General features: G+C 52.3%; 24 protein-coding genes and 1 riboswitch. Of the genes, 17 read left to right on the forward strand and 7 right to left on the reverse strand.

All coding sequences use genetic code 11. The features are described 5' to 3' along the window. Positions 1-478 precede the first annotated feature (478 nt). A riboswitch (cyclic di-GMP riboswitch) is annotated at positions 479-565 on the forward strand. A 92-nt stretch (positions 566-657) separates the two neighbouring features. The 4 genes from PAT3040_RS23775 (at position 658) to PAT3040_RS23790 (ending at position 7,010) form a co-directional block, all read left to right on the forward strand. Further along, positions 658-2,340 carry a pyridoxal phosphate-dependent decarboxylase family protein gene (locus PAT3040_RS23775; protein ID WP_108994635.1) on the forward strand — a complete coding sequence of 561 codons (1,683 nt, stop codon included), beginning with the start codon at positions 658-660 and terminating at the stop codon, positions 2,338-2,340. After that, on the forward strand, positions 2,321-4,045 hold the full coding sequence (locus PAT3040_RS23780; RefSeq protein WP_108994636.1) for a methyl-accepting chemotaxis protein: 1,725 nt from the start codon (positions 2,321-2,323) through the stop codon (positions 4,043-4,045). The genes PAT3040_RS23775 and PAT3040_RS23780 overlap by 20 nt, the downstream gene beginning before the upstream one ends. A gap of 174 nt (positions 4,046-4,219) precedes the next feature. Beyond that, on the forward strand, positions 4,220-5,278 hold the full coding sequence (locus PAT3040_RS23785) for a glycoside hydrolase family 88/105 protein (RefSeq protein WP_258235125.1): 1,059 nt from the start codon (positions 4,220-4,222) through the stop codon (positions 5,276-5,278). Beyond that, entirely contained in the window at positions 5,271-7,010 is a 1,740-nt protein-coding gene (locus tag PAT3040_RS23790) for a DUF8769 domain-containing protein (RefSeq protein WP_108994637.1), read from the forward strand. Before PAT3040_RS23785 ends, PAT3040_RS23790 begins: the two co-directional genes overlap by 8 nt. 148 nt (positions 7,011-7,158) lie before the next feature. On the opposite strand, the gene PAT3040_RS23795 is transcribed toward PAT3040_RS23790, so the two are convergent. Continuing rightward, entirely contained in the window at positions 7,159-7,905 is a 747-nt protein-coding gene (locus PAT3040_RS23795) for an alpha/beta hydrolase family protein (RefSeq protein ID WP_108994638.1), read from the reverse strand. 681 nt (positions 7,906-8,586) lie between these two features. Between PAT3040_RS23795 and PAT3040_RS23800 the strand changes: the two genes are divergently transcribed. Both PAT3040_RS23800 and PAT3040_RS23805 read left to right on the forward strand, forming a co-directional pair. Then, complete coding sequence (locus PAT3040_RS23800) at positions 8,587-8,949, forward strand: DUF3147 family protein (RefSeq protein WP_108994639.1); 363 nt, start codon at positions 8,587-8,589, stop codon at positions 8,947-8,949. A 41-nt stretch (positions 8,950-8,990) separates the two neighbouring features. Continuing rightward, positions 8,991-9,368 carry a DUF3147 family protein gene (locus tag PAT3040_RS23805; RefSeq protein WP_108994640.1) on the forward strand — a complete coding sequence of 126 codons (378 nt, stop codon included), beginning with the start codon at positions 8,991-8,993 and terminating at the stop codon, positions 9,366-9,368. Between the two features lie 31 nt (positions 9,369-9,399). Here the strand turns inward: PAT3040_RS23805 and PAT3040_RS23810 are convergent, their stop codons facing one another. Beyond that, a complete protein-coding gene (locus tag PAT3040_RS23810) occupies positions 9,400-10,467 on the reverse strand; it encodes an FAD:protein FMN transferase (RefSeq protein ID WP_108994641.1) in 1,068 nt (355 codons plus the stop codon). Between the two features lie 135 nt (positions 10,468-10,602). Between PAT3040_RS23810 and PAT3040_RS23815 the strand changes: the two genes are divergently transcribed. Genes PAT3040_RS23815 through PAT3040_RS23840 form a run of 6 tightly spaced genes read left to right on the forward strand, consistent with a single transcriptional unit; the run spans position 10,603 to position 15,003 of the window. Further along, positions 10,603-10,983: a NusG domain II-containing protein gene (locus tag PAT3040_RS23815; protein WP_108994672.1), complete on the forward strand. Its 381-nt coding sequence runs from the start codon at positions 10,603-10,605 to the stop codon at positions 10,981-10,983. Beyond that, the gene (locus tag PAT3040_RS23820) at positions 10,967-11,527 is read left to right on the forward strand and encodes a Gx transporter family protein (protein ID WP_108994642.1); all 561 of its coding nucleotides are present in this window, start codon (positions 10,967-10,969) and stop codon (positions 11,525-11,527) included. The genes PAT3040_RS23815 and PAT3040_RS23820 overlap by 17 nt, the downstream gene beginning before the upstream one ends. Further along, entirely contained in the window at positions 11,524-12,417 is an 894-nt protein-coding gene (locus PAT3040_RS23825) for an ATP-binding cassette domain-containing protein (RefSeq protein ID WP_108994643.1), read from the forward strand. Before PAT3040_RS23820 ends, PAT3040_RS23825 begins: the two co-directional genes overlap by 4 nt. Continuing rightward, complete coding sequence (locus PAT3040_RS23830; RefSeq protein WP_108994644.1) at positions 12,354-13,304, forward strand: ATP-binding cassette domain-containing protein; 951 nt, start codon at positions 12,354-12,356, stop codon at positions 13,302-13,304. The genes PAT3040_RS23825 and PAT3040_RS23830 overlap by 64 nt, the downstream gene beginning before the upstream one ends. Beyond that, positions 13,267-14,067 carry an energy-coupling factor transporter transmembrane component T family protein gene (locus tag PAT3040_RS23835; RefSeq protein WP_108994645.1) on the forward strand — a complete coding sequence of 267 codons (801 nt, stop codon included), beginning with the start codon at positions 13,267-13,269 and terminating at the stop codon, positions 14,065-14,067. The genes PAT3040_RS23830 and PAT3040_RS23835 overlap by 38 nt, the downstream gene beginning before the upstream one ends. A gap of 15 nt (positions 14,068-14,082) precedes the next feature. Next, positions 14,083-15,003, forward strand: coding sequence for a prenyltransferase (locus PAT3040_RS23840; protein WP_108994646.1), 921 nt, complete (start codon positions 14,083-14,085; stop codon positions 15,001-15,003). Positions 15,004-15,793: 790 nt separating this feature from the next. On the opposite strand, the gene PAT3040_RS23845 is transcribed toward PAT3040_RS23840, so the two are convergent. From PAT3040_RS23845 to PAT3040_RS23865, 5 genes are all read right to left on the reverse strand, one after another. Beyond that, on the reverse strand, positions 15,794-16,786 hold the full coding sequence (locus PAT3040_RS23845) for a polyprenyl synthetase family protein (protein WP_108994647.1): 993 nt from the start codon (positions 16,784-16,786) through the stop codon (positions 15,794-15,796). 13 nt (positions 16,787-16,799) lie between these two features. Continuing rightward, a complete protein-coding gene (locus PAT3040_RS23850) occupies positions 16,800-17,246 on the reverse strand; it encodes a hypothetical protein (protein WP_108994648.1) in 447 nt (148 codons plus the stop codon). 78 nt (positions 17,247-17,324) lie between these two features. Then, positions 17,325-19,160, reverse strand: a complete 1,836-nt coding sequence (locus PAT3040_RS23855; RefSeq protein ID WP_108994649.1) for an FAD-dependent oxidoreductase — start codon at positions 19,158-19,160, stop codon at positions 17,325-17,327. A gap of 121 nt (positions 19,161-19,281) precedes the next feature. Then, positions 19,282-20,214, reverse strand: coding sequence for a dihydroorotate dehydrogenase (locus PAT3040_RS23860; RefSeq protein WP_108994650.1), 933 nt, complete (start codon positions 20,212-20,214; stop codon positions 19,282-19,284). Then, positions 20,195-20,896 (reverse strand): dihydroorotate dehydrogenase electron transfer subunit, encoded by a 702-nt coding sequence (locus tag PAT3040_RS23865; RefSeq protein WP_108994651.1) that lies wholly within the window; start codon positions 20,894-20,896, stop codon positions 20,195-20,197. Before PAT3040_RS23865 ends, PAT3040_RS23860 begins: the two co-directional genes overlap by 20 nt. 156 nt (positions 20,897-21,052) lie before the next feature. Here PAT3040_RS23865 and PAT3040_RS23870 point away from each other — a divergent pair, with 156 nt between their 5' ends. From PAT3040_RS23870 to PAT3040_RS23890, 5 genes are all read left to right on the forward strand, one after another. Next, positions 21,053-21,598 carry an NAD(P)H-dependent oxidoreductase gene (locus tag PAT3040_RS23870; RefSeq protein WP_108994652.1) on the forward strand — a complete coding sequence of 182 codons (546 nt, stop codon included), beginning with the start codon at positions 21,053-21,055 and terminating at the stop codon, positions 21,596-21,598. A 161-nt stretch (positions 21,599-21,759) separates the two neighbouring features. Further along, the gene (locus PAT3040_RS23875; RefSeq protein ID WP_108994653.1) at positions 21,760-22,551 is read left to right on the forward strand and encodes a formate/nitrite transporter family protein; all 792 of its coding nucleotides are present in this window, start codon (positions 21,760-21,762) and stop codon (positions 22,549-22,551) included. A 14-nt stretch (positions 22,552-22,565) separates the two neighbouring features. Next, positions 22,566-23,150 (forward strand): hypothetical protein, encoded by a 585-nt coding sequence (locus PAT3040_RS23880; protein ID WP_108994654.1) that lies wholly within the window; start codon positions 22,566-22,568, stop codon positions 23,148-23,150. A gap of 150 nt (positions 23,151-23,300) precedes the next feature. Further along, positions 23,301-23,951, forward strand: a complete 651-nt coding sequence (gene mobA, locus PAT3040_RS23885; RefSeq protein ID WP_108994655.1) for a molybdenum cofactor guanylyltransferase — start codon at positions 23,301-23,303, stop codon at positions 23,949-23,951. Between the two features lie 18 nt (positions 23,952-23,969). Beyond that, positions 23,970-24,512: a hemerythrin domain-containing protein gene (locus tag PAT3040_RS23890; protein WP_108994656.1), complete on the forward strand. Its 543-nt coding sequence runs from the start codon at positions 23,970-23,972 to the stop codon at positions 24,510-24,512. Positions 24,513-24,557: the final 45 nt, after the last annotated feature.

Below are 24,557 nucleotides of genomic sequence, written 5' to 3' on the forward strand. Positions count from 1 at the left end.
AACGCTTCGCGAAGCAGGGGGACGGCCCGGTAGGGTGGAATTAAATAGTCGCTGCATAAATCAATAGAACCTTTATCGCGTGCATGGCAAGGTAACCAATGCACACGGTAAAGGTTTTTTTGCTATCCTATATTACCCTTAGCAGAGTATAGTGGCGAATGGGATTCACTTTCGTCTTACCCAGATATAGAACCTCTTTATAGATTTCCAAGACCTCCTGTGTACGAAAAATCGCACAAACCGACCAGCTTCCCTTCGTGCTCCAGCCGGCAGTCCGCCAGCATCTATCTGGGACAAGTATGTACGATTCGGATATTGGGGAAATCATTTACCGAACAGGAGGAATGTGACAATTTGATGATTTCTTAATGGAATTAACAATATCCTCTAGTTTCTACTATTGATATCCGATCGGTTTAGTAGTAGAATGTTCCTATTCATTGTAAAAGTTTACTAAATTATTTGGGCACATTGTACAACTATATACCTGCAAATCCGTCGAAAGGCGCGAGACGCAAAGCTATAGGGACTACTTCTCACGGGGAAATGTCAGCCAGTTGCACAGTTTTAACGGAGGCATGCCTATGGTCACATAGAGGCATGCCTCTTTTTGCCTATAGAAAACATAGAGAAAAACATTGGAGAGAGGTAGAGAGAATGGAGAACTTGAATATTCGTGCCTTATTTCCCAGCGACGACGGCAACCTGCAGCAAAGAGATTATTTCATAGAGCTGGTCAAGCAGATCGTGGAAGGAGTGGATGCGTTAAAGGATCCCGAAGCCGTTAATTTGAAAGGAACAAAAGAGAGGGGGCAGCATTTCTATCGCGAGCTGACGGCGTCAAGCCGCATCCCGGACGGCGGCCGTCCGCTGGACCAGGTAAATGTCGAACTGCTTAAGCTGCTGCATGGACATCCGTATCATACCAAATATTTTTTGACCAATATTTTGCCAATGGCGAGCACGCCGGGCATCCTTGGCATGTTAACCGCGTTTATGGTAAACGGCAATAACCTGTGGGATGTATACGGCCCTGCCGGCGCGGAGGCCGAGGTTAGAGTTGTCGCAATGATGTCGGATCTAATCGGTTACAATCCGTCGGAGAGCGGCGGTTATACGACTTGGGGCGGTCAAGGAGCGATCTTTACGGGGCTGCGAATCGCCGTCAACAAACATGATGCTTCCATTAAGAAGGCAGGCGTGCCTCACAATTTGTTTGCTTTTTGCTCCGAGGCGGCGCACTACAGCTTGTTTAAGTCGATGGAAGCGACAGGACTCGGCACGAACAACCTTATTAAAGTACGCACGCGCGAGGACAGCTCCATGGACGTGGGGGATCTCGAAGCGAAGATGGAGCAAGTCATCCTTCGCGGCGGCGTTCCGGTCTACATCGTGGCGACGACGGCCACGACGGATGCCATGGGCATCGATAACATCGAAGAGATTGCCGCCGCGTCGGAGGCGCTGACGGCAAAGTACGGCATGCGAAGGCCGCATATTCATGCGGATTCGGCGCTTGGCGGATTCTTCGCGTTCTTTAACGACTACGACTTTGCGGGCAACCCGCTGCAATTCGAAGAGGAGACGTTGGCCGCGCTTGCGGCGATCCGAGAGCGGATGCAGCACTTGCGCTTGGCGGATTCGCTCTGCTTCGACTTTCAGAAACTTGGCCAGACGCCATACTCGACCAGCTTGTTTCTGGTCAAACAGGCCTCCGATTTGAAGCTGGTCGATCTGGAGCCGGACGAGACTCCGTATGTAGGGCATCGCGGCTACGGCGACTACCATACGAGCTACACGCTGGAATGCTCCAGAATGGGCAGCTCCATCAGCATCTTGAGCGCCTTGCTGGCTTTCGGAGCCGAAGGCTACCGGAAGCTGCTTGCCCAGTTCGTCGAAGTCAACATCGCCTTCCGCAAGACGCTTTCCGCGGAGGTGCCGGAGGCGGTCATCGTCAACCCGAATAACCCCGGCTTGATTACTTTGTTCCGCCTCTATACCGACCGCAAAAACGGTTACGCGGCAGAGTGCGAGGGATTGCGGACCAAGCGGGAGATCGAACGCGAGAACCGGCTCAACGAGATGCTGTTCGAGATTCTCGGCAGGGACCGCGAGAAGATGTTTTTCGGCGATACGAAAAAACATCTATACGTACCGACGGCGGAACGCAACGGCGACGTCGCGTTATATGCGTCCAAGCTGTTCGTCATCTCGCCTTACACGCAAACATCGGACGTAGCTGCCATCGTCGATTTCTTGAAGCAAAAGATCACGGAAACGTATGCGGCCTATGAAAGGTTAGCCATGAAGGAGAAAGAGCATGAGAAAATCCTTGTTTAATTTCAATTGGTATAGAGAACATCTCTCGGTCAAAATCGCGATCAGCATTCTGAGCCTGCTAATCGTTACCTGCGCGGCGTTCGCCGTCTCCGGCTACCTGTCGCAGCGCAATCTGTCGGAGAAGCTGCTGGAGCAGTTCGACATGCGGCTGCAGACGGATATCAAGATTGTCTACAACGCGCTCACGGCAATACCGGGAAGCGATGTCGAGCTTGCCAGCGCGGATGATCCCCTTTATTCCGTAATTAAAGAAACGCTGGAGAAGCTTCAGGCGGAGCATCATTTGGAGAACGTCTATATTTTGTCGAACTCGCAGGGCGTGGAACGGATTCTGATCCTGTCGGGCGTTCCCGACGATTATGGTACGCCGTATCCATTTACGGAAGAGATGCGTGAGGCGATTGCCGAGAATCAAACGAAGATCAGCCCGATCTACGAGGACGAATACGGCACGCATAAATCCATCTTCATGCCGCTCACGGACAATACGGGCGGCGCGTATGGCATTCTCGGCATCGACTTGTCCGCTTCAGTCGTGCCCGAGACAGCTGCCAGCTCTAACCTGACGACGGTCATCATCTCCGTCATCGTGCTCGTAGTCGGCAGCGCGATTGCCGTCTTGATCAGCCGGATCATTACGAACCCGCTGCGCAGGCTGATGACGGCTGCCGAACGAGTGGCGGCCGGCGACATGCAGAGCCAGTTCTCGATCGACAGCAAGGACGAGATCGGCAAGTTGGGGGTCGCCTTCGGGGTTATGATTAACAGCCTGAAGATGCTGATCCAGCAGGTCATTGCATCGTCAACGCTAATTGCGGACACAAGCAAACATTTGCGCCAGTCCGTGGATGAATCCACTCAGAGCGCGCAACAAGTTGCCGCATCGACGGACCGGATGTCGCAAGGCATCACGGATATCGTGCACAGCGTAACGGGCAGCCAGACGGGCATCCACAGTATCGACGCGGATATTAAGAACGTGTCGGCCGGCATGAGGGATATCCAAGGGATTGCCACGGAAGTGCATTCCCAGTCCGAACAAGGACAAGAGCTCGTTGACCGTACTCTCCGCCAGATGGAAGAGATCAAGCATGCCATGCTGCAATCGCAGCATGCGGCTGATGCGCTCGAGACACGCTCCAGCGAAATCGGCGAGATTATCGGCATCATTACGGAGATCTCGACGCAGACGAACCTGCTCGCGCTAAACGCGTCCATCGAAGCGGCGCGGGTCGGCGAGCTAGGCCGCGGATTCGCGGTCGTTGCCGATGAAGTGAAGAAGCTGGCGACGCAGTCCGCGCAAGCGGCGCAGTCGGTCAACGAATTGATCTCCAGCACGCAAGCGAACAGCCATCTCGTGAAGCAAAGCATCGAAGAAGGGACCAAAGCGGTCGAGCTTGGCCATACGTGGATCAACGGCACGCACGAGAACTTCAAGCACATCTATTCGGGCGTATCGCAATTCACCGCCCATACGAACGAGATGTCCGGCTCGCTGGAGAAGGTAGAGAACGCCTTTACGGACATTACCGGAGCCATGCAGCAGATTGGCGGCATTACGCAGGAGCAGGCGGCAGGCACGCAAGAGGTGGCGGCTTCGGCGGAGCAGCAAAGCGCGTCAATGCAGGAAATTTCGGCTGCGATCCAGCAGTTGACGGCGTTATCGGTGGATCTGAACGAATCCGTTAAGCCGTTTAAGCTGTAGAAGTTTGGTCTAATCAATCGTATACGTACGCCATGAGAGAAGACGGCAGCCGCCTCGGTTGCCGTCTTTATTGGCATTTCCGGACGATTCCCCACCTTTTCGGGATGTCGCCCCAAGCGCATGCCTGCATCGAATGTTAGGATAGTGGCATCAGCATACGAAAGGCGTGAATAGATGATGGAGAACTTGAAAGCGATAGCAGGCAAAGTATGGGGGCACATGAAAAAGGATCATTCCGGCAACTGGGGGATGGATATCGACAAGTGGGACTGGGTACCCGGCGTCGGCGTCATCGCGCTTCTCGAATACGGGGAAAAGACGGATGAGGCGGAGGTCCGTTCGTATTTGCTGGAATGGGTGAATCGCAACAGGGATCAGGCTGCGCCGGAGCCCGTCATTAACGCGGTGGCTCCTTACGCGATTTTTCCGGTTCTGTATAAGCGGACAGGGGAGGAATGGCTGAAGGAAGAGGCGGCGCGCGTGGCAAAATGGATCGTGGAGAAGGCGCCGCGTACGCGTGAACAGGCATTCGAGCATACCGTGACGGAAAACGCGAATTTTCCCGAGCAGGTATGGGCGGACACTGTTTTTATGGCGGTCTTGTTCCTAGCGCGCACGGCAACGCTTATTGGCGACAAGGCTTATGCGGAAGAGGCACAGCGGCAGGTATTGCTGCATCTGCGTCTGTTGGAGGACGCGGAGACGGGCGTGTTGTTCCATGGCTGGAATTGCGCGGCAGGAGATCATATGTCCGCGGCACGGTGGACGCGGGCTAACGCCTGGATCGCGGTCGGCGTACCTATGATTGTCAAGGAGATCGAGCAGCTTGTGCCGATCGAAGCAGAGCTGCGCGAGCGTTACCGGCGGCTGATGGATGGATTGGTCGGCTTCCAGCAGCCGGACGGCCTGTGGAGCACCGTTCTCGATCGGCCGGATTATTACAGGGAAATATCGGGCAGCGCGGGGATCGCTTGCGGTCTATGGCTTGCCGCAGAGTCGGGCTTGCTGCCGGACGAAGAGAAGTATGCGGCAGCCGCGAGGAAGGCGCTTCATGCGATATTGCCTCATATCGACGATCGGGGCGAAGTAGGCGGCGTCTCCAGCGGGACGCCGGTCATGGAATCGATCGAGGCGTACAACGCCATTCCGATTCATCCGACGTTGTACGGACAAGGGTTGACGCTCATGCTGCTGTCGGAGGCCATCCGGAGAGGAGAAGCCGGAGATGAATAGAGAGAGGCTTCAAGAGCTTATTATTCAAAAGGCTCAAACCTTCGACGAAACCGTTCAGTTGCTTCGCACCCCGCTCACCGCCACCTACCATACGGCGCTGAAACGCGAGACGACGCCGGAGGTGTACGGTCTGCTTGTCTCCGAAGAATATGCCTATTATTTGCTGGAGGCAGGCGAGCCGGAGGACGTCACGCGGGCGAATCGCATCCTGAAAGCCGTCTTGCCTCTGCAGGACCGCAATCCGGAATCGGAGACGTACGGCATCTGGCCGTACTTCTACGAGGAGCCGCTGGCGGAGATGGATCGGCCGGACTGGAATATGGCGGATTTTCACGGCAAACGGCTCATCGTCACGCTAGTCAGACATGAGGAGAAGCTGTCGCCCGAATTGGCGACATCGGTGCGCGAGGCGATCGGGCATGCGTGCAGAGCGATCATCCGACGTAATGTCGGCCCGCATTACACGAACATTGCAATCATGGGCGCTTTCGTTACGCTGGTCGGCGGCGAACTGCTCGAGAACGCCGAGTTCCGCGACTATGGCCTTTCCCGCATCAAGAGGTTCTATGATTTCACGTTCGGCATCGGTACCTTCTCGGAATACAACAGCCCTTGTTATACGCCGATTGCGATCAAGGAATTGCACAGCATAACCGCCTATTCCGCGAATGCTGAAGCCGTTGGGTATGCCGACGAGCTGATAAATCTGGCGTGGAGGATGGCCGGAGAACATTATCATGCGGGCACCGGGCAGTGGAGCGGACCGCACAGCCGTACTTATAGCACGTGGCTGCGCCCAGACGAGCGGGCTTTTCTGGAGGAGGCGCTGCTGGACGAAATCTTCGAATTCGGCGAAAATATCCGCTGTCCCAAGGAGCATCGTCCGCTGTTCCAGTCTCTTGCGACGCGTAGTCTGACAGAGCCGACGCTGCTGGAGGAACAGGCGGGTTACCAGGTCTACGCGACGTTGTACCGCAATGACAAGCTGTCGCTTGGCACCTTCAGCAAGGGCGTCATGTGGAACCAGCGGCGCAATCTGGTTGCCTACTTGCTTGAGGGAGAGTGCACGTCCTACGTGCAGCTGCAGTTCCTGAAGGACGGGGCGGACTTCTGCTCGGCGATGTTCGCGGGAGCGCAGACGGGACCGCATGCGTTGTTCGGCTTTAATTTGCTGACCGACAACGGCGCTTGGCACTCCGATCTGGACATCATCAACGGTCGGTTCCGGAGCAGCGATCTGCGCATTCGCTTTAAAGTCGGCGGAGCGCGGGAGGGGCTCGAGCCGCTGGTCGACGAAGATGGCCACCGGGTACAGCTCCGTTTCGGCGAGTATACGTTAGCCGTCCGGCTTCTGCAGGAACGTTGCGATTATGGCGGACTTCAGTTGTCGCTGGGGATCGGAGCGGACTCCGCTCATCCGGAAGCCGACGGTGTGCCGGAAGCGGATAATAGGGCGTTGTATCTGGATTACGTTCTGTATGCCGGAGAAGAGCGGGATTTTGATTTTCATGAGGTTAAGGAAGCGGCGTGGATGTTCCAGCTTGGTTTGCTCGGAGAGGGCGAAGAACTGCCGGTAGCTTCCGCCGACCGAATAGCTGATTCCGTAGGAGCATCGTTGGAAGCGGGCGGCGAAACCATCTCCGTCGCGCTGCCGGTTGCGCCGGGCGGGACGAAGGAGCGGTATTTGAGCAATCGGGTAGTATTGCCGCAACAGAGAATAAAGATGCAATAGTGACCGAATAAGGGGAGACGGCTATGCGCGAATCGATGCGCTTGGCCGTCTCCTTTTGTTTTCTCGACGAGACAGGCGATGTGTACAACGGCGCCGGGCTCAGAAGTTGGTTAACTTGCCCTTTCAACATCCCACACGAGAGGGCTTATTACTCGCTTGAGTGATGCCGTTTCGCATGCTCCCTTACGAACGCGACGATCGGCGCCGGATCCTCCAAGCTGTGCGGATGATGGCCGACGCCTTCCTTTACGATATCGATGATGGTTCCGCCCAGACCGCGGTATCGCGGAACGAGCAAAGCGCCATTCTCCGAGTACGGCACAAGCTCGTCGGCATCGCCGGCCACGAGCAGGATGGGAATGCCTGCCGCCGCAACCGCTTCGATCTTGTTCAGCGGAGAGACCTCGGCATAGACGCTTTCTTCCTCCGACAGCCCATATGCGGCCAGACATTCCCGCCACTCGCGTTCTGCGCCCGGACCGACGCCTTTGCCGCCAGGCCAGCTTCGAATGTCGAGCACGGGAGCGTCCAGATACAGCAGCTCTACCTGATCCGGGTAAGTCGCCGCGTAGTTAAAGGCATACAACCCGCCGCGACTGAAGCCGAACAGAATCGTTTTCTCCGACAAGCCGAACACACGAGTAACGAAGGTCTGGAACCTGCGCATCCCCTCCACGGCGTCCGGGCAACCGTACATATCGTTCTGTCTGTAGTAAGCTCGGGCATATCCTTGTTCCAGCAAAGCCATGTCCGCATGGTCGAAATCGCCGAAAAACTCGGCCCTCCACACCCAAGGCCTGCCTTGCGCAAACGTATGGGGCAACACGACAAGACCTTCCTTGCCATCTAATTCGAACTCGATCCTCTCATAGCCGTTCCATTCGGTTATTCGCATGTTAGAATCCCCTTTTTCAATTGTAGGATAATTTTGTGGCGGAGCCATACGGAAAACATGTGCCGAAGCCAAGTGTCGTAACGAACGCCAATCATTTCTTATTCATCTTGAACAGCCTCTTTTCCTGCCTATTTAATGGGATCAATTACGGAATGAAACCCGCTGCGCTGCCAAAAGATGGCGTGGCCGTTTCACCTTGGACGGCGGATGATGGCCTCCTATTCGGAAAGCCAACTGGAGCCCGGCGGAATCGCGAGAGTGGAGACGGAAACGGTCGCTTGTGCGCCCACGGATTAAAAGCCGTTGAATATGTAACAGACACCAGCGACGCTATTTGTCCGATTTTTAACCAAAACCAAATCTAACAGACAGGAAAAACGCTATTGGGTCGTAATGGAGCCAATATGCGCGATGATGGTGCAAAATAAGGTCGCGTGTGTCTGTTAGATTTTTGAAAACCTTAAATATCGAAGAATAACGTCGCACCTGTCCGTTACGCGGCAGCCTCGCAATTTGCGACTTCCAATCAGCTGCGTACTTGAGACTTTGCGCCGGAGACGCCTGCCGGGTTCTGTGATTTACCTAACAGTCTATCGCGAGCGTAAAGATTATAATGGGGCTAATTTCTCGATATAGATAAATACGTGAAAATAATCACGAAGTTAGTGGAGGAGAATGCCCATGCTTTCCGTTTCTTTTATCGGTATTTTGCTGAGGTTTATTCTTGGCGGCACCGCCGTTGCAGTCGCCTCGTTGATCGCCAAGCGGGTCGGAGGCGTATTCGGAGGGATTTTTGCGGCATTTCCGGTCGTTTTTTTGGCGGCGCTGCTGACAATTCGATGGGATCATTCCGGCTACGATCTGATTCGGCAATCGATTGTTTTGTCGCAAGGAGCATTGATTGGGATGGCAATCAATATCGTCTGCGCGCTTGCAGCAGGTGTTTTGGTCGCAAGGCAGGGATGGAAGAGGGGACTGACCCTGTCGGTGCTCGGTTGGTTCCTTGTTTCGTTTTCGATTTCATATATGGTTTTTATAGTATAAGAGGTTGTTCAAAGAACATGAACTTTAAGAGGTGATACGAGATGAGTATAAAGGATTTTTTGCTCCGATTTCTGATCGGCGGAATTGCCGTAGCGCTTAGTTATATCGCGTCCGCTCTGCTGCCATGGGAAACGCTCGGAGGAATATTCGCCGCGTTTCCCGCCGTTATGGTCGTTGCGGTACTTATGGTCGGAATCAGCCAGGGTTCCGGGAAGGCATCGGAAATTGCGAAAGGTTCTGTATTCGGCATGACGGGTTGTGCCATATGCGTGGTCACCGTGCTGTATGCCTTGCAGCTTACAGGCTCTTGGTGGTTAAGCCTGCTATTGGGTCTGATGAGTTGGTTTATTGGCGCACTCACGATTTTTGAACTTCGCAAACGGGTGCAAATCAAATTCGGCAAAAGAAGTAAAGGATAATTTGACCTATGGCGCCTGCATAATCCGAAAGTCATTCGACCAGCCGGTAATCCTTGTTTGTTAATTTGAACCGCCCTGCGAGACCGGAGGTTACGATGACATCCTTGTTCTCCGTAATAAAGATGGCTTCGGCATCTTCGAGAGATTCGATAAATGTTTTGCCCTCCTCGGCCCCCATCGCGAAGGCCGTCGTTGACAGGGCATCCGCATCGATGGACAAATTCGTCACAAGCGTTACGCTGAGCAGGCCATTTTGAACGGGGAAGCCGGTGCTTGTATCCAGAATATGATGATAAAGCCGACCGTCTTTTTTGAAAAATCGTTCATAGACGCCGGAAGTGACAACGGTCTGGTTGCTGACTTTGATGGAGCCTACCTGTTGACCGCGCTGCTCGTCAGGCTCTTGTATACCGATATTCCACTGGCTCCCGTTCGGTTTGTTGCCCAAGGCCATAATATTGCCGCCGAGATCAATAATCGCGCTGTTAAAGCCCTCGCTCTTTAAATAATCGGCAATCGCATCAGCGGCGTATCCCTTTGCGATGCCGCCCAAATCCAACGCCATTCCGGCTCTATTCAAGCGAACAGTCCGATTGGCTTCATCTATAACGACATCTTTAAAATCTATAAGCTCAAGCTTCTCGTTAAGCAACTTCTGTTTGGGGACAGAGGCCCCTTCGTTGCCGATTCCCCATAAATCGACAAGCGGGCCGATTGCCGGATTAAATTTGCCTTCTGACAAATGCGCATATACCATTGCCGCTTGAATCACCTGCATCGTCTCTTCCGAGACCGTTACAGCTGATTTCCCTGCTTTAGCATTCACTTCCGCAAGCTCGCTGTCTTCTCGTTGACGATTCATCTCCCGATCAATACGCTCTAATATTTCGTTGACTTCCTCAAAGTGTTGGCTCGTCATCCGATCATCATACACGCGCAGAGTAACGACCGTGTCAAAAATATAATAAGTATGAGATTGCGGTTCCGACCTCTTCGCATTCGACTCGTCGCCCGAGTCGCTGCCGCAGCCCGCTGCGAACAGCAGCATAATAAGAGCGGGCAGAACGGCTACGGCAACTTTTCGCTGTATCGTTTTCATATGCGGCCTCTTCTCATTCGTTATTTGTTCTAACCGTATCAGATCGTCCGTGACGAGAAAGTGAGAAATATCATAGTTCCCGTATAAGGAAAAAATCATAATGAAAGTATGTACAAAGGAACGGAGCGATGGATTATGAAAAAAGGAGATATTTGGATTGGAGTGGTGCTGCTCGGCGTATTGGCGTGGTTCATCGTACCGTTCCTTGCGAACGAAGAAACTTCCGGCGCGTCGGCTTCGGCTGTCATTACGGTAAATGGAGAGCATTACCGCACGGTTGAATTAACGGAGTCTGCCCATGAGATTGAAATCGAAACAAGCCGCGGCTACAACCTGCTTCGGATATCCGATAACGGAATTGAAATGATCGAAGCGGATTGTCCCGACCAGTTATGTCTGGGTTTTGGGCATGTCCATCGTAAAGGAGGCACCATTGTTTGTTTGCCGAACCGAATATTCGTTGAAATAATCGGTGCGGACGGAAACGGAGATGATGTCGATGCGGTTGTATTCTGAACGGGATGAGCTTCGCAGAACAGTGGTCATATCCATATTCGCTTCCGTTGCGGTTGTACTCGGTATTGTGGAATCGCTCATTCCTTTTGCCGTTGCGGTGCCGGGAGCGAAGCTCGGCCTTGGAAATATTATGGTGTTAACCTGCCTGTACTTATTTACGGTCAAAGACGCGCTGTCGCTTATTCTGTTAAAGACGCTTCTCACTTCGTTTATATTGGGCAGCTTCTCGACCTTTCTGTTCAGTGTACTCGGGGCGCTTGGAAGCTTTCTGATCATGTACCTGATGCTGAAACTCGGGCGCAACAGCTTTAGCCTGCTCGGGGTTAGCGTCATGGGCGGCATCGCTCATAATCTGGGGCAGCTTGCGGCGGCTGCCATTGTACTGAATACAACCAAAATTTTTTATTATTTGCCTTTTCTATTGGTGTCGGGCATCATTACCGGCCTATTTGTCGGATTGGTATCGGGGAAGCTGATCGCCTCCATGAATCGAATCGAGTGGTTCCGCATGCCGCAGTCGCAAATTAAAGGGGGAGGACGATGAGAGACATTAAGCGTGTGGAACCGTTAGCCGTCCTTCTGTCCCGTGTAACGATCGGTCTTCCGTTCTCGGGTGCGCCCGTATTATCCGACATCTCGCTCGAAATTCCGGCAGGACAATGGCTTGGCATTACCGGGATGAACGGCTCCGGCAAGTCGACTCTGCTGAGGCTGATAAGCGGTCTGTTGCTTGCCGATGAAGGCTCCGTCACGATCAATGGTTTAACCCTTGCGGAGGATACTGTCTGGGAAATCAGGAAGGGCATCGGCTTCGTATTCGCGAGCCCCGATAATCAATTTGTGGGGCAGACGGTAGCGGAGGATATCGCGTTTGGGATGGCCAATCGATGTTTGGAGCCGGAAGCGATCCGCAGCCGCATCCATCAATACGCGGAGCTGCTGAGCATAACTGACCTTCTTGGGCGTCATCCCTCCTCCCTGTCGGGCGGTCAGAAGCAGCGCGTCGCCATTGCCTCCGTGCTTGCGATGGAGCCGCGAATTATCCTGTTCGACGAGGCTACGTCGATGCTTGACGAGGGCTCGAGGCGCGAAGTGCTGGGCATTATGAAACAGCTGCACGCGGTAAACCGATATACGTTGATCACGGTCACTCACGACACGGACGAACTGCTGGAAGCGGAGCGTATCATTATGCTCGCGGACGGCAGCGTGATCGGCGACGGAAGCCCGGAGGAACTTCTGATCCGCGACGAATGGCGCAGCAAATGCAGGCTGCAAACGCCCTATATGCTGCAGCTGTGCAGAGAGCTGCAGCGCCAGGGGATCGGGATCAGCGAGCGCTTTACCGAGGAGGAGGTGCAGAAGGAGCTATGGGCATTCATTTCGAAAACGTCACTTACAAATACGAGGATGGCAAGTTGTTCTCGCGGTTAGGACTAAGCGATCTCACTGTTACGTTGAAGGAAAAGTCGTTTACGGCCATTATAGGCGCTTCCGGCTCGGGCAAATCAACCATGCTGCAGCATTTAAACGGACTATTGCAGCCTGCGGAAGGATCGCTTGCGATTTTGAATTTTCATCTGGGGCCAAATACCGGGAAGAACGGACGTTCCGAGCGTAAATTGCGGGCCAGGACATTAGCCGGATTACGTAAGAGAGTGGGGCTTGTCTTTCAATTCCCGGAGCAGCAGCTATTTGAAGCTACGGTACAAGACGATCTTCAATTTGGGCCGCTCAACTTCGGTTACTCGAAGCAGGAGGCTGCCGAGTTGGCGCGAAAGGCTGCAGCATTGCTTGGCCTGGACGACTCGTTATTGCAGCGAAGTCCTTTTGAGCTAAGCGGGGGGCAGATGAGAAAGGCGGCAATCGCTGCCGTGCTGGCGGCTGATCCGGATATCATTGTGCTGGATGAGCCAACCTCCGGGCTGGACCAGGAAAGTCGGAAGGAACTCCTGGAGCTGCTGCATAACCTCTCTCGGCTGCAGGGCAAAACGATCATAATCGTGACGCACCGTCTGGAAGAGGTGTTGCCGTACGCCGATCAATACGTTGTCATTCATCATGGCAAGGCGGTTGTTCAAGGAAATTCGGGCTTATTGTTGAGACAGCCGGAGCTGCTCGCAGAAGCGGGCATAGTATTGCCCCCATCCATTCGGCTGATGCTGGCTTTATCCGAGCAATTTCACGCGCCGCTCCCGGAGGAATACCTCAATCCGGAGAAGGCGGCTGCCTGGATCAAGGGACTGCTGCTAAATAACGCAGCCATGAGTGGAGGGGATCTATATGCGTACAAGAATGGTGTTCGGGCGATACATCGATAGAGATTCGTGGATACATCGGCTGGATCCCCGATCCAAGATGACCGCCATGCTGCTTTTTATGTGCGCCATATTTTTAACGGACTCTTATGCGGCTGTCCTCGTTATGTTAACCTTTTCGCTCTTCATGATAAAGAGTACGAATATTCCTCTATCGTATTTTGCCCGGGCGGTAAAGCCCCTTCTCTTTATTATTTTATTTATAGTTATTTTCCATCTGGCCTTCGAGCGGGGAGGTGCGCGGTTTATTGATGTAGGCCCATTTGCCATCTACGCAGGGGGGCTGGAAAAAGGGTTGATATCCGCAGCGAGGATGGTGATTTTTGTTGCATTGGCCGCAATGATCTCGTTTACCACAGAGCCTGATCGGTTGACGCAGGGACTTGGCAGCATGATGAAGCCATTGCGGGCGGTCGGGTTTCATCCGGAGAAGGCTGCGCTTATGGTCGGCATTGCTCTTCGATTTATTCCGACGATATTCGAAGAAGCGGAGCGTATCTGGAAGGCCCAGCTATCCAGAGGGCTGGACTTGACGGGCAAGCCGCTCAAGCAGCGGGCGAGACTGATTCTCTCCTTGATGGTGCCTGTCATGGCGGGAGCCTTCCGCCGGGCGATCGAACTGGCCGACTCCATGGAAGCGCGCGGCTATCGGTTAGGCGCCCCGAGATCGGCTATTCATACCTTGAGCTGGAAGGCTCGAGACACCGTGTTCCTGCTGTTGTTCCTTGTACCTCTGGCATCCGTGGTGGTTATATCAATTAATTAAATGGGGGAGAGGCATATGTCTGCTGAACTCAAAAGATTATGGAGCGGCTTCTGGCAGCTGGCCGACCCGAAAATCTGGATTGCATCGACCGTGCCGATGCTAGTGGGCGGCGCCCTGGCTTACGCTCATACCGGAACGGTTCACTTAGGGTGGTTCGGCCTTGCGCTGATCGGGATCTATCTGATCGAAATCGGCAAAAACGCCGTGAATGAATTTGTGGATTTTTTAACAGGAGTAGACCAGTATGTTACGCCCGACAACCGCAATCCGTTTAGCGGCGGCAAAAAGACGATTGTTGATGGCAAGCTGTCGATTATCGAAACGGCGATCATTGCTTTTCTGACACTGGCAGCGGCGTTTTGGATCGGAGTATCCATCGCTGTCTTTCGGGAACCGACTGTCTTCTGGATCGGTATGGCAGGCGGGATATTAGCCGTATTTTACAGCTTGCCGCCGTTTAAGCTAAACTACAACGGATTAGGCGAGATTGCCGTCGGCCTAACCTTTGGCCCGCTAATCGTTGGCGGCATGTATGTCATGCTTACGGGCAGTCTGGACTGGCAGGTCATGCTCACGGGTGTTCCTCTGGCATTTCTGATTACCAATGTGCTGTGGATTAATCAGTACCCGGATTACGAGGCGGATATGAAGGGGGAGAAACGCAATTGGCTCGTACGGATCGGCAAAGAAGCCGGCATTAAACTGTATGCGATCTTGTACGCAAGCGCTTATGCAAGTCTGATTGTCCTTGTGATCGTACAACGCAATCCGTATTGGCTGCTTGGCTTCGCTTCGCTCCCGCTTGCCATTGGATCCGTAAGGACGGCAGCGGCAAATCTGAACAACTTATCGAGGTTTATAAAAGCCAACGCAGCAACGGTTATGATTTATCAAATAGTCGGAGGAACGATGATCGTTGCGGCGTTAATGGTCTAATAAAAGAATCCATGCGGAAAGAGATCGCCGGTTAAAGGGCGATCCCTTTTTTGCGGGGATTTTGTTAAACATTATTGCGTCCGTACCCCTGCCAACGACGCATTGTGCTCGGTTTTTCATACACAAATGCCTCCGTACCCCCGCCAGCTTCGCATTGTGCTCGGTTTATCATACACAAATGCCTCCGTCCCCCGCCAGCGTCGCATTGTGCTCGGTTTTTCATACACAAATCCCTCCGTACCACCGCTAGCGCCACATTGTGGTCGGTTTTTCATACACAATTGCCTTCGTGCCCTCACCAGCGTCGCATTGTGCTCGGTTTTTCATACACATTTGCTCGCCCACGTCTGTCTGCGCCCGATTGTAGTCGCTTTTTCATACACAATGCCTCCGTACCCCCGCCAGCGTTGCATTGTGCTCGGTTTTTCATACACAAATGCTCGCCCAAGTCTGTCTGCGCCCCATTGTAGTCGCTTTTTCATACACAAATGCCTCCGTACCCCCCAGCGTCGCATTGTGGTCGGTTTTTCATACACAAATGCCTCCGTACCCCAGCCAGCGTCGCATTGTGCTCGGTTTACACCGATAAAGCGGATTTCTCCGCTATAAAAGTCGGTTCGCCCCCAGCGCAGCCCAATAAAGCGGATATCTCCGCTATAAAAGTCGGTTCGCTCCCCCGCTCGAGGGGTGGTGTTAACCGGAGAGTAAGCGCCTCTACCGTCAATCATAGGTCAGCAGGAGAGGTATACTCGAGGATATCAACTTCCGACCACCCGTTAAGGTAATTTTGTTAAGCGGTGAAATAATCGGTCAAGCGGAGCAAGTCTTGGCTGGCGGGATAGTCGCGCAGGCATACAGCCAGTTCGCGGGCTTGAAGCGTAAAGGTATCGGCGATCGACGAAGCGCGATCGACCGCTCCGCTTTCCTTAATAAGCTGGATAACCTCATCCATGTCGCTCTCCGAGGATTGTTGCGATAAAAGGAGCAGTTTACTGGCGAGATTCGGATCCTCCATCGCATACAGCACCGGGAGAGTGATAATACCATTTCGCAAATCCGCACCTGTCGGCTTCCCTATGGCCAGGTTTGATTCGGCAAAATCGAGCACATCGTCGCGGATTTGAAAAGCCATGCCTAAAGCTTCTCCAAAGGCAAACAGCTTATCGCCTATATAAGGATTGGCGTACGTGGCTTCGGCGCCCGCGCGCAAGCAGTGGGCCATCAACAGCGCGGTCTTGCGTCTGGTCTTGTCCATATATGCTTCGATAGACAGCTTGAAGTTAAATCGGTCGCGGAGCTGTCCATACTCTCCAAGACAAAGCTCGGTTACAATGGAAGCAAGAGCGGGGATACGGGTCGCAGCCATCTCGGATTGGTCTTCGTCACTTGCATCTGCCGAAGCCCATTCGATTGCGCGTGCCATCATATAATTAGCGGTAAAGACGGCGGAGCGGACGTCTGTTGCGGCATGGAGCGTCGGTACGCCGCGCCGCAACTCCGATTGATCGATAATATCGTCATGGATAAGCGACGCGGTGTGCACATATTCAAGCAATGCGGCAGCCCGCAGAACGGAATTTTTGTAATGGGGGCCGGGCTTTCCAAAGCGGCTTCCAACGATAACCATCATGGGCCGCAATCGTTTGCCGCCGGCGGCTATGAGCCTCAGCACGTGTTTGCGTATGTCGGAATCATGGGATAACGAAGGATCGCTTTCGACGATCGTTCGCAGCGTATGATCGATTTCTCCCAAATCAATATGAAGCGCCTCATCCAGTTTCATAGTATTGTCCCCTTTAAGCGCAGTGCTTCTCCAAATAGGTGTGGAGTTCTTCCCTAAGCTCGGTCAGCATCGGCTGCAACGGTTTATCCTCGTGAAGCGAAATTTGCATTTTTTTATAAAATGGGGCTAAATGATAAAGCAATTTCCACTCTTTGCGTTGTACGCCGAAACGATAATAAAGACCGAATAAGTAATCGCCTTCCAATATGCTGCGAGTGAGCGCGGCGTTATCATGCAGGGCAAGCTCCCGATGTTTTCGGACGGCAAGCCGCAACAGAACATAACAGCCCAGAAGAGTCATCTTGCGGGAAGCCGTTATATTGTACATATGAAGAAGCTTGATCATATCCTTCATCCATTCGTCGGCATCTTCCGCATCGAGAGTAATTGCCGTATCGGATTCGATATGATGCCGAAGCATGCTGATCGTGTCGTACAGAAGCTTCATATCTGTTGCCATAGTACCCTCTCCCGTTTCATGTAGTCTCAGATAAAGAGAGAGTAATATGTCTCCAGACACATTACTCTCCGAGATGCCTTAGTCTGTATAGATATACCAGCGTCTCACGATCGGGAGTTTCTTCCACAGCGACTTCAAGCGCGGAAGCACATAATAATCCAGACCGAGCGTGCTGCCCGAGCCGCCGATCAAAGCAATGCCTGCGGCCAGATACCATAACATTTCCGTCGGAGCCGTACCCGATACCCAAACCATAATACCCATTGCCACCGATACGACTGCAGCCGGTGCGCTAAACAATCCGGCAATAAGAAGCAGCCCGACAATGATTTCCGCGCCTACCATCGAGGCCTGGAATACATAAGCAAGCCAGGTGAACCCGCCGTCCGCATTATAAAACATGAGATCCATCGACCAATCCACCATCGATTTCATAAAATCGGGGACCGGAAGGGCGGTAACAGCAGCTTGCGCGGAGCCCGCGGCTTCATCCGCTACGACGCTTGCGCCCGATGTTCCGTCCGCCCACTTGGAAGGCAACAGGAAGATGTGATTCGGGTCGTCCATCATTTTAAGCATCTTGTCCCCGCCTTGCAGGAACCACATAACGCCTGTGAAAACGCGAAGCGGGAAGAGCCAGAAATTCGGCGAGCGTTTGGCGAAATGTCCGCCAACAAAGCTTCGATTATTCCGTACATGGATAAATTCATGAAGAACGTAATGATACACTTTGTTGAAGCCGCACACCTGGAACAGATAAACCATGTTGATCAAGTGTTTGACAGCCATGGCGGGAAGACCGCTCAAGCGGAACATTTTGTCCGGCAGGCCGACATTGGCGACGCCGTAACGGCTGCCGATACAAACCATCGTGCCGTGGAAAGTCGGCTTGTATGCCTTCATCGGTTTATGTTTAATGTCGGCAACGATGTTATGCGCGATAATCGGGGCGGCCAGCTCCGCATTTTCCACCATTTGCGGAACGGGCGCCGCGGCGCCTTCAGGGATATAAAAAATGTTGTCGCCGACGACGTAAACATTGTTATGCGTCGGTACTTGCAGCTTTTCATTCGTTAAAATCCGTTTGCGACCCTTTTGCTCGACATCGAGATTGCCTGCGAGATCGGAGCCTTCGACGCCGGCGGTCCAAATGACGGTGCGGGATTTTAGCTCCTGCTCGCCTACACGAACGCCGTGTTCGGTCACTTCCGTAATTTTGGAGCCTGTAATGATATTGACGCCCATTTTGCGAAGCCGCTTCTCGGCTTTGCGAATGAGCTGCTCGGGAAGGATCGGAAGTATTTTATCGACCATATCGACGACGTGCAAAGTCACGTCCGCCGGATCGATGTAAAACTCTTTGCACAGCTCAACCGTAAATTCGGCCAGCTCGCCGATCATTTCAACGCCGGTGAAACCTCCGCCGACGACAACAAAAGTGAGCATTTCCTTCCGCGCTTCCGGATTCCGTTCTTTGGCCGCCTTGCGGAACATTTGCTGAGTATGCTCCTTCAAACGAACCGCATCTTCATAGGACCAGAGCGTAAGGGCATGTTGATCGGCGCCGGCAATTCCGAAGAAGGTAGGTTTGCTGCCTGTGCCGATGACGAGGTAATCGTAGGCGTAAGCCCGTTCCCCTTGCAACGTTTGGTTATCGAAGTTAATGCCGTTAATTTCATCGAGAACGACTTTGACATTGCGGAAACCCGAGAAAATTTTTTTCAGGTCTATCTTAATCGAATCTTCTTCCACCCGGTTTGCCGCAACCTCATGAAGCTCCGTCAACAGGGTGTGGTAAGGTTTTCTGTCGATAAGCGTAATCTGAACGTCTTTATGCTTGCGTAGTTGATTGGCCAGCTTTTTGGCAGTTAATACACCGCCATAGCCGCCGCCGAGTACGATAATCTGTTTCATGTCGATCTCCCCTTGTGGGTTAGTCAAGCGACCGGATGTCACTTGTTTGGACATATATCCTTCGTTGAGTTTAATACTAGCGAAAGCTGTTCGATCTGTACGTGATTAAAATCACAAACTTTTAAACGATTCCGCGGACCTCTTGCAAAGAGGAGATACCTTCCTGTTTCATCAGCGTTTGCAGCTCATCCGCCAAAGACGCGCCAGCCATAATGTTCATGAAATTATAAGTGCCAATTTGAACAGCGGCGGCGCCAGCCATAATAAATTCCAAGATGTCGGAGGCCGAGCTGATGCCGCCCATCCCTACGACCGGGATCGTAACGGCCTTCGTTACCTGATGCACCATTCGCAGCGCGATCGGCTTGATGGCCGGACCGGACAAGCCGGCATAGCCATGCCGGAATACGCTTTTCCTTGCATGGATATCGATCGCCATCGCTTGAAATGTGTTGACTAATGAAACGCCGTCAGCGCCTTCCGTCTCGCACATTTCCGCTATCCGCACCAAATCCTGCGCGTTCGGGGAAAGCTTGACCAGCAGCGGCAAACTCGTAGTTTGGCGTACGACTCGAACGACTTCACGGGCTTGTCCTGCCGTCAATCCGAATAACATCCCGCCTTCTTTCACATTCGGGCATGAGATGTTTAGCTCCAGCAAATCCGCGCTTCTTTTCCCATCCGACTTCCGCTGTTTGCAGGCTTCTTCAATCATGGCTGCGCCTTTCTCATATTCCTGGATGGAGCTGCCGCCCAAGTTGATGATGATGTTCGTATCCAGCCTTGTCATTTCATCCAATTCGGAGGACAGGAAACGAGGAATTCCCGGATTTTCCAATCCGATGCTGTTCATAAGCCCGGAAGGCGTTTCGCATAGCCGTGTTCCCTTGTTGCCGCTTCTGGGTGTTGCAGTTAGCCCTTTCGTGACAACTCCGCCAAGTTTATCTAGCGGATACAACTTCGCGACAGGGGTGGCGAAACCAAAAGTTCCGGATGCCATTAAAATGGGATTGCGAAGCTTTACTCCGGCTAATTCAGAGCTCAAGCAGTTCATCGAAGTCCACCTCCTCGGCTGGAAAGACGGGTCCGACCGTGCACGCCTTGTGATTGCCGGTTCCTACATTAATCGTACAGCCATTGCAGATGCCGATGCCGCAGGCCATCCTTTTTTCAATGGACACGTAGAGCTGGGCAGCTGTTTCTGCGGTCCGGCGCCTGAGTTCCGCCATCATCGGGAGAGGACCGCATGCATAGATCTTGTCGAAGCTGTTCAAGTCGATCGCATCGAGAATCGTTCCGCCGCTTTGGAAGACAACATCCCCATGAAGCGCTTGATAAGAAGCAACGGCAAACGGCTCGCCGGAAAAACCAAGAAATACTTTTGAAAAGGGAAACCTCTTGGCGCTAAATAATAATGGAGCAATTCCCATGCCGCCGCCTACAAGGGCAACGTTCCCGCCAGGCTTCGGAAAACCGTTTCCGTAAGGGCCATATAGGGTCACCTGGTCGCCAGAAGTTAATCGGGATAAAAGACGGGTGCCTTCGCCATGTAAGCGAATTAAAAAGGTAATTGCTGTTGAAGTAAGATCATGGATACTGATCGGTCTGGACAGAAGAGGGGATTTATCCCAGGAGCGGAGCATATAAAATTGACCGGGTTCACCATGAAAGCTGCCTTCGATTGCAAGCCGGAATACAGAAGCCGTCAGACGTTCGTTGGATAACACAGTTGCCATAAGCGTCAGCACGCCCTTTACTTGTAAATATCAAAAACGATTCCATAAAAATATCATAGTTGTCCCTATAAACCTGTGATATTGGTCATATTTGAACGCACAAATTGCTGCTACACTTTGAGCAGAGACAGTGAATTCAGTGAGGGAGGGGAACAAATGAAAACAATGGTTATCATTGCGCACCCGCAGCTTCATCATGGATCGGGCGTGAACAAACGGCTTGCCGAGGCGCTGCAAGACGTCGGCCATGCGACCGTACATGAGCTGTATTCGGCGTATCCGAACGGTGTTATTGATGTGGCGCATGAACAAAAGTTAGTGATGCAGCATGAACGCATTATTTTGCAATTTCCGTTTTGGTGGTACAGCTCGCCGCCTTTATTAAAGCAATGGCTCGATGAGGTGCTGACCTTCGGCTGGGCGTACGGGCCAGGGGGAGACAAGCTCCACGGCAAGGAACTGGGGCTGGCGATTTCAACGGGAAGTGACAAAGAAGCTTACACGCCAGAAGGTTACAATCGCTTCACGATGGAAGAACTGACACGACCTTATGCAGCGACCAGCCATCTGATTGGCATGACCTTTCTTCCAATATTCGTCGTTCACGGGGCTATGCAAATCGAGGACGCTCAGCTTGAAAATGCGGCTGAAAAATATGTTAAGTATGTAAGCTCGAACGCTGCCGAAGCGGTAATGAATTAAAGAAGATCGGCTAACGGAAAGCAAGTGTGTTGCGGAAGGCAGCAATCAAGAGTGCTGAGACTGCCAATGTATGTGAAAAATTTCACCAAAAAAAGACCACTTGAACGATCATGCCATGGAGGAACCCTTGTTGACATCATGAGTGGGGGTGATGGGGAAGGATGGGCTTTAAAAAGTCGGAGGAAATCGCGGAGGCGGCTATGCATGCAGGCTGTAAAAAAGCCGATATGCGAGTCTCCGAGCAAATACCGCTTGGCTTTGCCGCAGGCGCGTTTATAGCGATAGGTTATTTGCTCGCCATACGCCTGACCGCCGGATTGCCCGCTGATCTGGAATGGCTGAGTCCATTGCTAAGCGGTGCGGTGTTTCCGATCGGATTAATACTATGCCTTATTGCGGGGGGAGAGCTCTTAACCGGGAATATGATGAGTTTGTCGATGGCCTGTTTCAAAGGGCGGGCGTCGATCCGCAAGCTTGCTGGCAATTGGTTTATTATAACGGTCGGCAATTTTGCGGGCGCGATTTTTATTGCTTACGTATTTGGCCATCTGGGCGGAATGACGGAGCAAGCGCCGTATATGGACAAAATCATTGCGCTTACGCAATCCAAGCTTGATGAGTCGTTTATGCATGCGTTTATTTCCGGCATAGGATGCAACTGGCTTGTGTCGAGCGCGGTCTGGATGTCTTATGGCGCAAAGGACGGCGCCGGCAAAATATTGGCGATCTGGTTCCCGACGATGGCGTTTGTCGCGCTTGGCTTCCAGCATATTGTAGCGAACATGTTTTTAATTCCTGCCGCAATCTTTATTGGCGCAGCAACTTGGTCCGATTATTTCGCCAATTTCTTGCCTGTTTATTTGGGCAACTCGGTTGGAGGTGGTCTATTCGTCGCCGGAATTTATTATTTAGCTTACAGCAAAAGAAGTTCGTCCGTACATGATAAAAAATAAGGGAGAGAATCGAAATGAAAAAAATGATCAGTTTAGCTTTGATTGCGGTCTTGACGGCAGGGTTGTTGTCCGGATGCGGAAACAACAATGAACCTGCGCCGGCTGCCACGCCTTCTCCTTCGGCTTCAGCGAATAATGCGGGGGGAGAAAACACGACTCCGCCGGAAGAAACAACAGACGCGATCACAACGGCTTCCATCGTCAACGATCCCGAAGCGTTCCTGAAGGCCATCAGCAAGGACGGCACATGGATTATCGCGGCGCTTAACGATCTTACATTCGATCAAGAGCTTGTGCTGGAAGGCGAGTTTAAAAACAAAGACGTTGTTGACCGTAAAATCGCCCTGTACACGCAAGACGAAAATCGCAAAATTACGGCATCGTTTAAGCTGACGGCTCCTAAATTAACGATCAAGAGCCCGAACGCGCGGTTGCAAGGCGGCACCTTTGTCGGCGATGTATATGTTGAAACTAACAAATTCATCCTGAAGGATGCGACGGTAGAAGGCAACGTATATTTTGCAACGGAAGAAGCGCTGAATACGTTCGACTCATCCGGCAACGGCAAAGTGACGGGCGTAACGGAAGTGAAAAAATAAATAAACAGGACCAAGAAGAGAAGGCTGAACAGGGATGCCATCCTGTTTAGCCTTTTATTTGCCTGCGTGATTCATTTCACTGTTGCAACGCCCTGTTTATGGTGTAATGAAATTATTCATTACACTTACTAAGCAGAGGGAGTGATCCAAATGCTGTCTGGCGTTATTCTTGCAGGCGGTCATCATCGGAGGATGAAGGGAGAAAATCGGGCTTTCCTCTTGTTGGAAGGCAGGACGCTGCTGGAGAGGCAAATTAGTGCAATGCGCACTTGTTGCAATGAAATTACGATTGTGGCCAATGATCCGCAGCCGTTCCTTAGAGCGGTTGACCGGGACATACGAATTATTACGGATTATTATACGGACAAAGGCGTGTTAAGCGGCATGCATGCCGGCCTGGCGCTGGCGCAGAATCAAAATGTATGGGTAGTCGGATGTCACATGCCGTTTCCGTCGGCTGATGCGGCCATGCTGTTGCAGGCTTATAAAACGGATCATGTGGATGCGGTTATTCCCTGGGTAGACAAAGGCGCATTCCCGCTGCACGGCATTTATGATCGTTCCTGCGCACGACGAATCGGCGAGCAGTTAAATGAGGGAGACTCGTATCTATCAAGATTTTTAAATAGACTCAATTGGATCGAACTGAGCGAAACGGCCTTTCTCGAAAAGGGTGTCGGTTGTCATTTTACAAAGACGATACATTCGCCGGAGGATTATTATAGCTTGACCAACTCCTTTCTCCAGCATGAGTTCGAGTTGCTCTACGGTGGAGAAGATACAAGAAATATCGGTCTATGACGGGAGGAAAATCAAATCATGGAACAGAGTAAAGCAGGGCATACGGAGACGGGATCGGCGGTTTCGACCGTGTTGTCCGTCTTGGTCGACCGGCTGAAAGAGGAACATATCGAGTTGAAAAAAAGCATTTCCGACTTGGCGGTTAGGGCCAAGGCTGTCAAATCCGAGCAAGATTTAGGCACAGCTAGTCACGAGTTGTTTCAGTTGAGGTTACACGCCATGTCCTTCCGCGAAAAGCTGGAGCAGCATTCCGCATGGGAAGAGGAAATTTTGTTTCCTTTCTTAAGCAGCTATTTCGATCAATCCATCAAGCCTAGTCTGCTGGGTTCCTTGTGGACGCTTGAGAAAGATCATGAGCTTGGAGATGACTACCTTCACTCTTTCTTGCGGACTGCAGATGAAATAAAGACCGTAACAGACAGAAAGCGGATGCATGCTGCCGCAGACGAGCTCATTCAGGCCTGTTGCATTTTGGGCAAGCATCTGGAGAGCGAGGAGCAAATTGTATTCCCGCTGACAGAGACGGTATTGGTAGACATGGAACTCTTATTCTGCACATAAGGCAACCATTCCCGTATCGATGGAACTGCCGATTAACAGGATAAG

The organism is Paenibacillus agaridevorans, from assembly GCF_003112455.1.
Lineage (GTDB): Bacteria > Bacillota > Bacilli > Paenibacillales > Paenibacillaceae > Pristimantibacillus > Pristimantibacillus agaridevorans.

Bases quoted from the DNA above. Each gene is read 5' to 3' on its own strand.
- PAT3040_RS23775 (WP_108994635.1), top strand. From the start codon at position 658: ATGGAGAACTTGAATATTCGTGCCTTATTTCCCAGCGACGACGGCAAC.
- PAT3040_RS23780 (WP_108994636.1), top strand. From the start codon at position 2,321: ATGAGAAAATCCTTGTTTAATTTCAATTGGTATAGAGAACATCTCTCG.
- PAT3040_RS23785 (WP_258235125.1), top strand. From the start codon at position 4,220: ATGATGGAGAACTTGAAAGCGATAGCAGGCAAAGTATGGGGGCACATG.
- PAT3040_RS23790 (WP_108994637.1), top strand. From the start codon at position 5,271: ATGAATAGAGAGAGGCTTCAAGAGCTTATTATTCAAAAGGCTCAAACC.
- PAT3040_RS23795 (WP_108994638.1), bottom strand. From the start codon at position 7,905: ATGCGAATAACCGAATGGAACGGCTATGAGAGGATCGAGTTCGAATTA.
- PAT3040_RS23800 (WP_108994639.1), top strand. From the start codon at position 8,587: ATGCTTTCCGTTTCTTTTATCGGTATTTTGCTGAGGTTTATTCTTGGC.
- PAT3040_RS23805 (WP_108994640.1), top strand. From the start codon at position 8,991: ATGAGTATAAAGGATTTTTTGCTCCGATTTCTGATCGGCGGAATTGCC.
- PAT3040_RS23810 (WP_108994641.1), bottom strand. From the start codon at position 10,467: ATGAAAACGATACAGCGAAAAGTTGCCGTAGCCGTTCTGCCCGCTCTT.
- PAT3040_RS23815 (WP_108994672.1), top strand. From the start codon at position 10,603: ATGAAAAAAGGAGATATTTGGATTGGAGTGGTGCTGCTCGGCGTATTG.
- PAT3040_RS23820 (WP_108994642.1), top strand. From the start codon at position 10,967: ATGCGGTTGTATTCTGAACGGGATGAGCTTCGCAGAACAGTGGTCATA.
- PAT3040_RS23825 (WP_108994643.1), top strand. From the start codon at position 11,524: ATGAGAGACATTAAGCGTGTGGAACCGTTAGCCGTCCTTCTGTCCCGT.
- PAT3040_RS23830 (WP_108994644.1), top strand. From the start codon at position 12,354: ATGGGCATTCATTTCGAAAACGTCACTTACAAATACGAGGATGGCAAG.
- PAT3040_RS23835 (WP_108994645.1), top strand. From the start codon at position 13,267: ATGCGTACAAGAATGGTGTTCGGGCGATACATCGATAGAGATTCGTGG.
- PAT3040_RS23840 (WP_108994646.1), top strand. From the start codon at position 14,083: ATGTCTGCTGAACTCAAAAGATTATGGAGCGGCTTCTGGCAGCTGGCC.
- PAT3040_RS23845 (WP_108994647.1), bottom strand. From the start codon at position 16,786: ATGAAACTGGATGAGGCGCTTCATATTGATTTGGGAGAAATCGATCAT.
- PAT3040_RS23850 (WP_108994648.1), bottom strand. From the start codon at position 17,246: ATGGCAACAGATATGAAGCTTCTGTACGACACGATCAGCATGCTTCGG.
- PAT3040_RS23855 (WP_108994649.1), bottom strand. From the start codon at position 19,160: ATGAAACAGATTATCGTACTCGGCGGCGGCTATGGCGGTGTATTAACT.
- PAT3040_RS23860 (WP_108994650.1), bottom strand. From the start codon at position 20,214: ATGAACTGCTTGAGCTCTGAATTAGCCGGAGTAAAGCTTCGCAATCCC.
- PAT3040_RS23865 (WP_108994651.1), bottom strand. From the start codon at position 20,896: ATGGCAACTGTGTTATCCAACGAACGTCTGACGGCTTCTGTATTCCGG.
- PAT3040_RS23870 (WP_108994652.1), top strand. From the start codon at position 21,053: ATGAAAACAATGGTTATCATTGCGCACCCGCAGCTTCATCATGGATCG.
- PAT3040_RS23875 (WP_108994653.1), top strand. From the start codon at position 21,760: ATGGGCTTTAAAAAGTCGGAGGAAATCGCGGAGGCGGCTATGCATGCA.
- PAT3040_RS23880 (WP_108994654.1), top strand. From the start codon at position 22,566: ATGAAAAAAATGATCAGTTTAGCTTTGATTGCGGTCTTGACGGCAGGG.
- mobA (WP_108994655.1), top strand. From the start codon at position 23,301: ATGCTGTCTGGCGTTATTCTTGCAGGCGGTCATCATCGGAGGATGAAG.
- PAT3040_RS23890 (WP_108994656.1), top strand. From the start codon at position 23,970: ATGGAACAGAGTAAAGCAGGGCATACGGAGACGGGATCGGCGGTTTCG.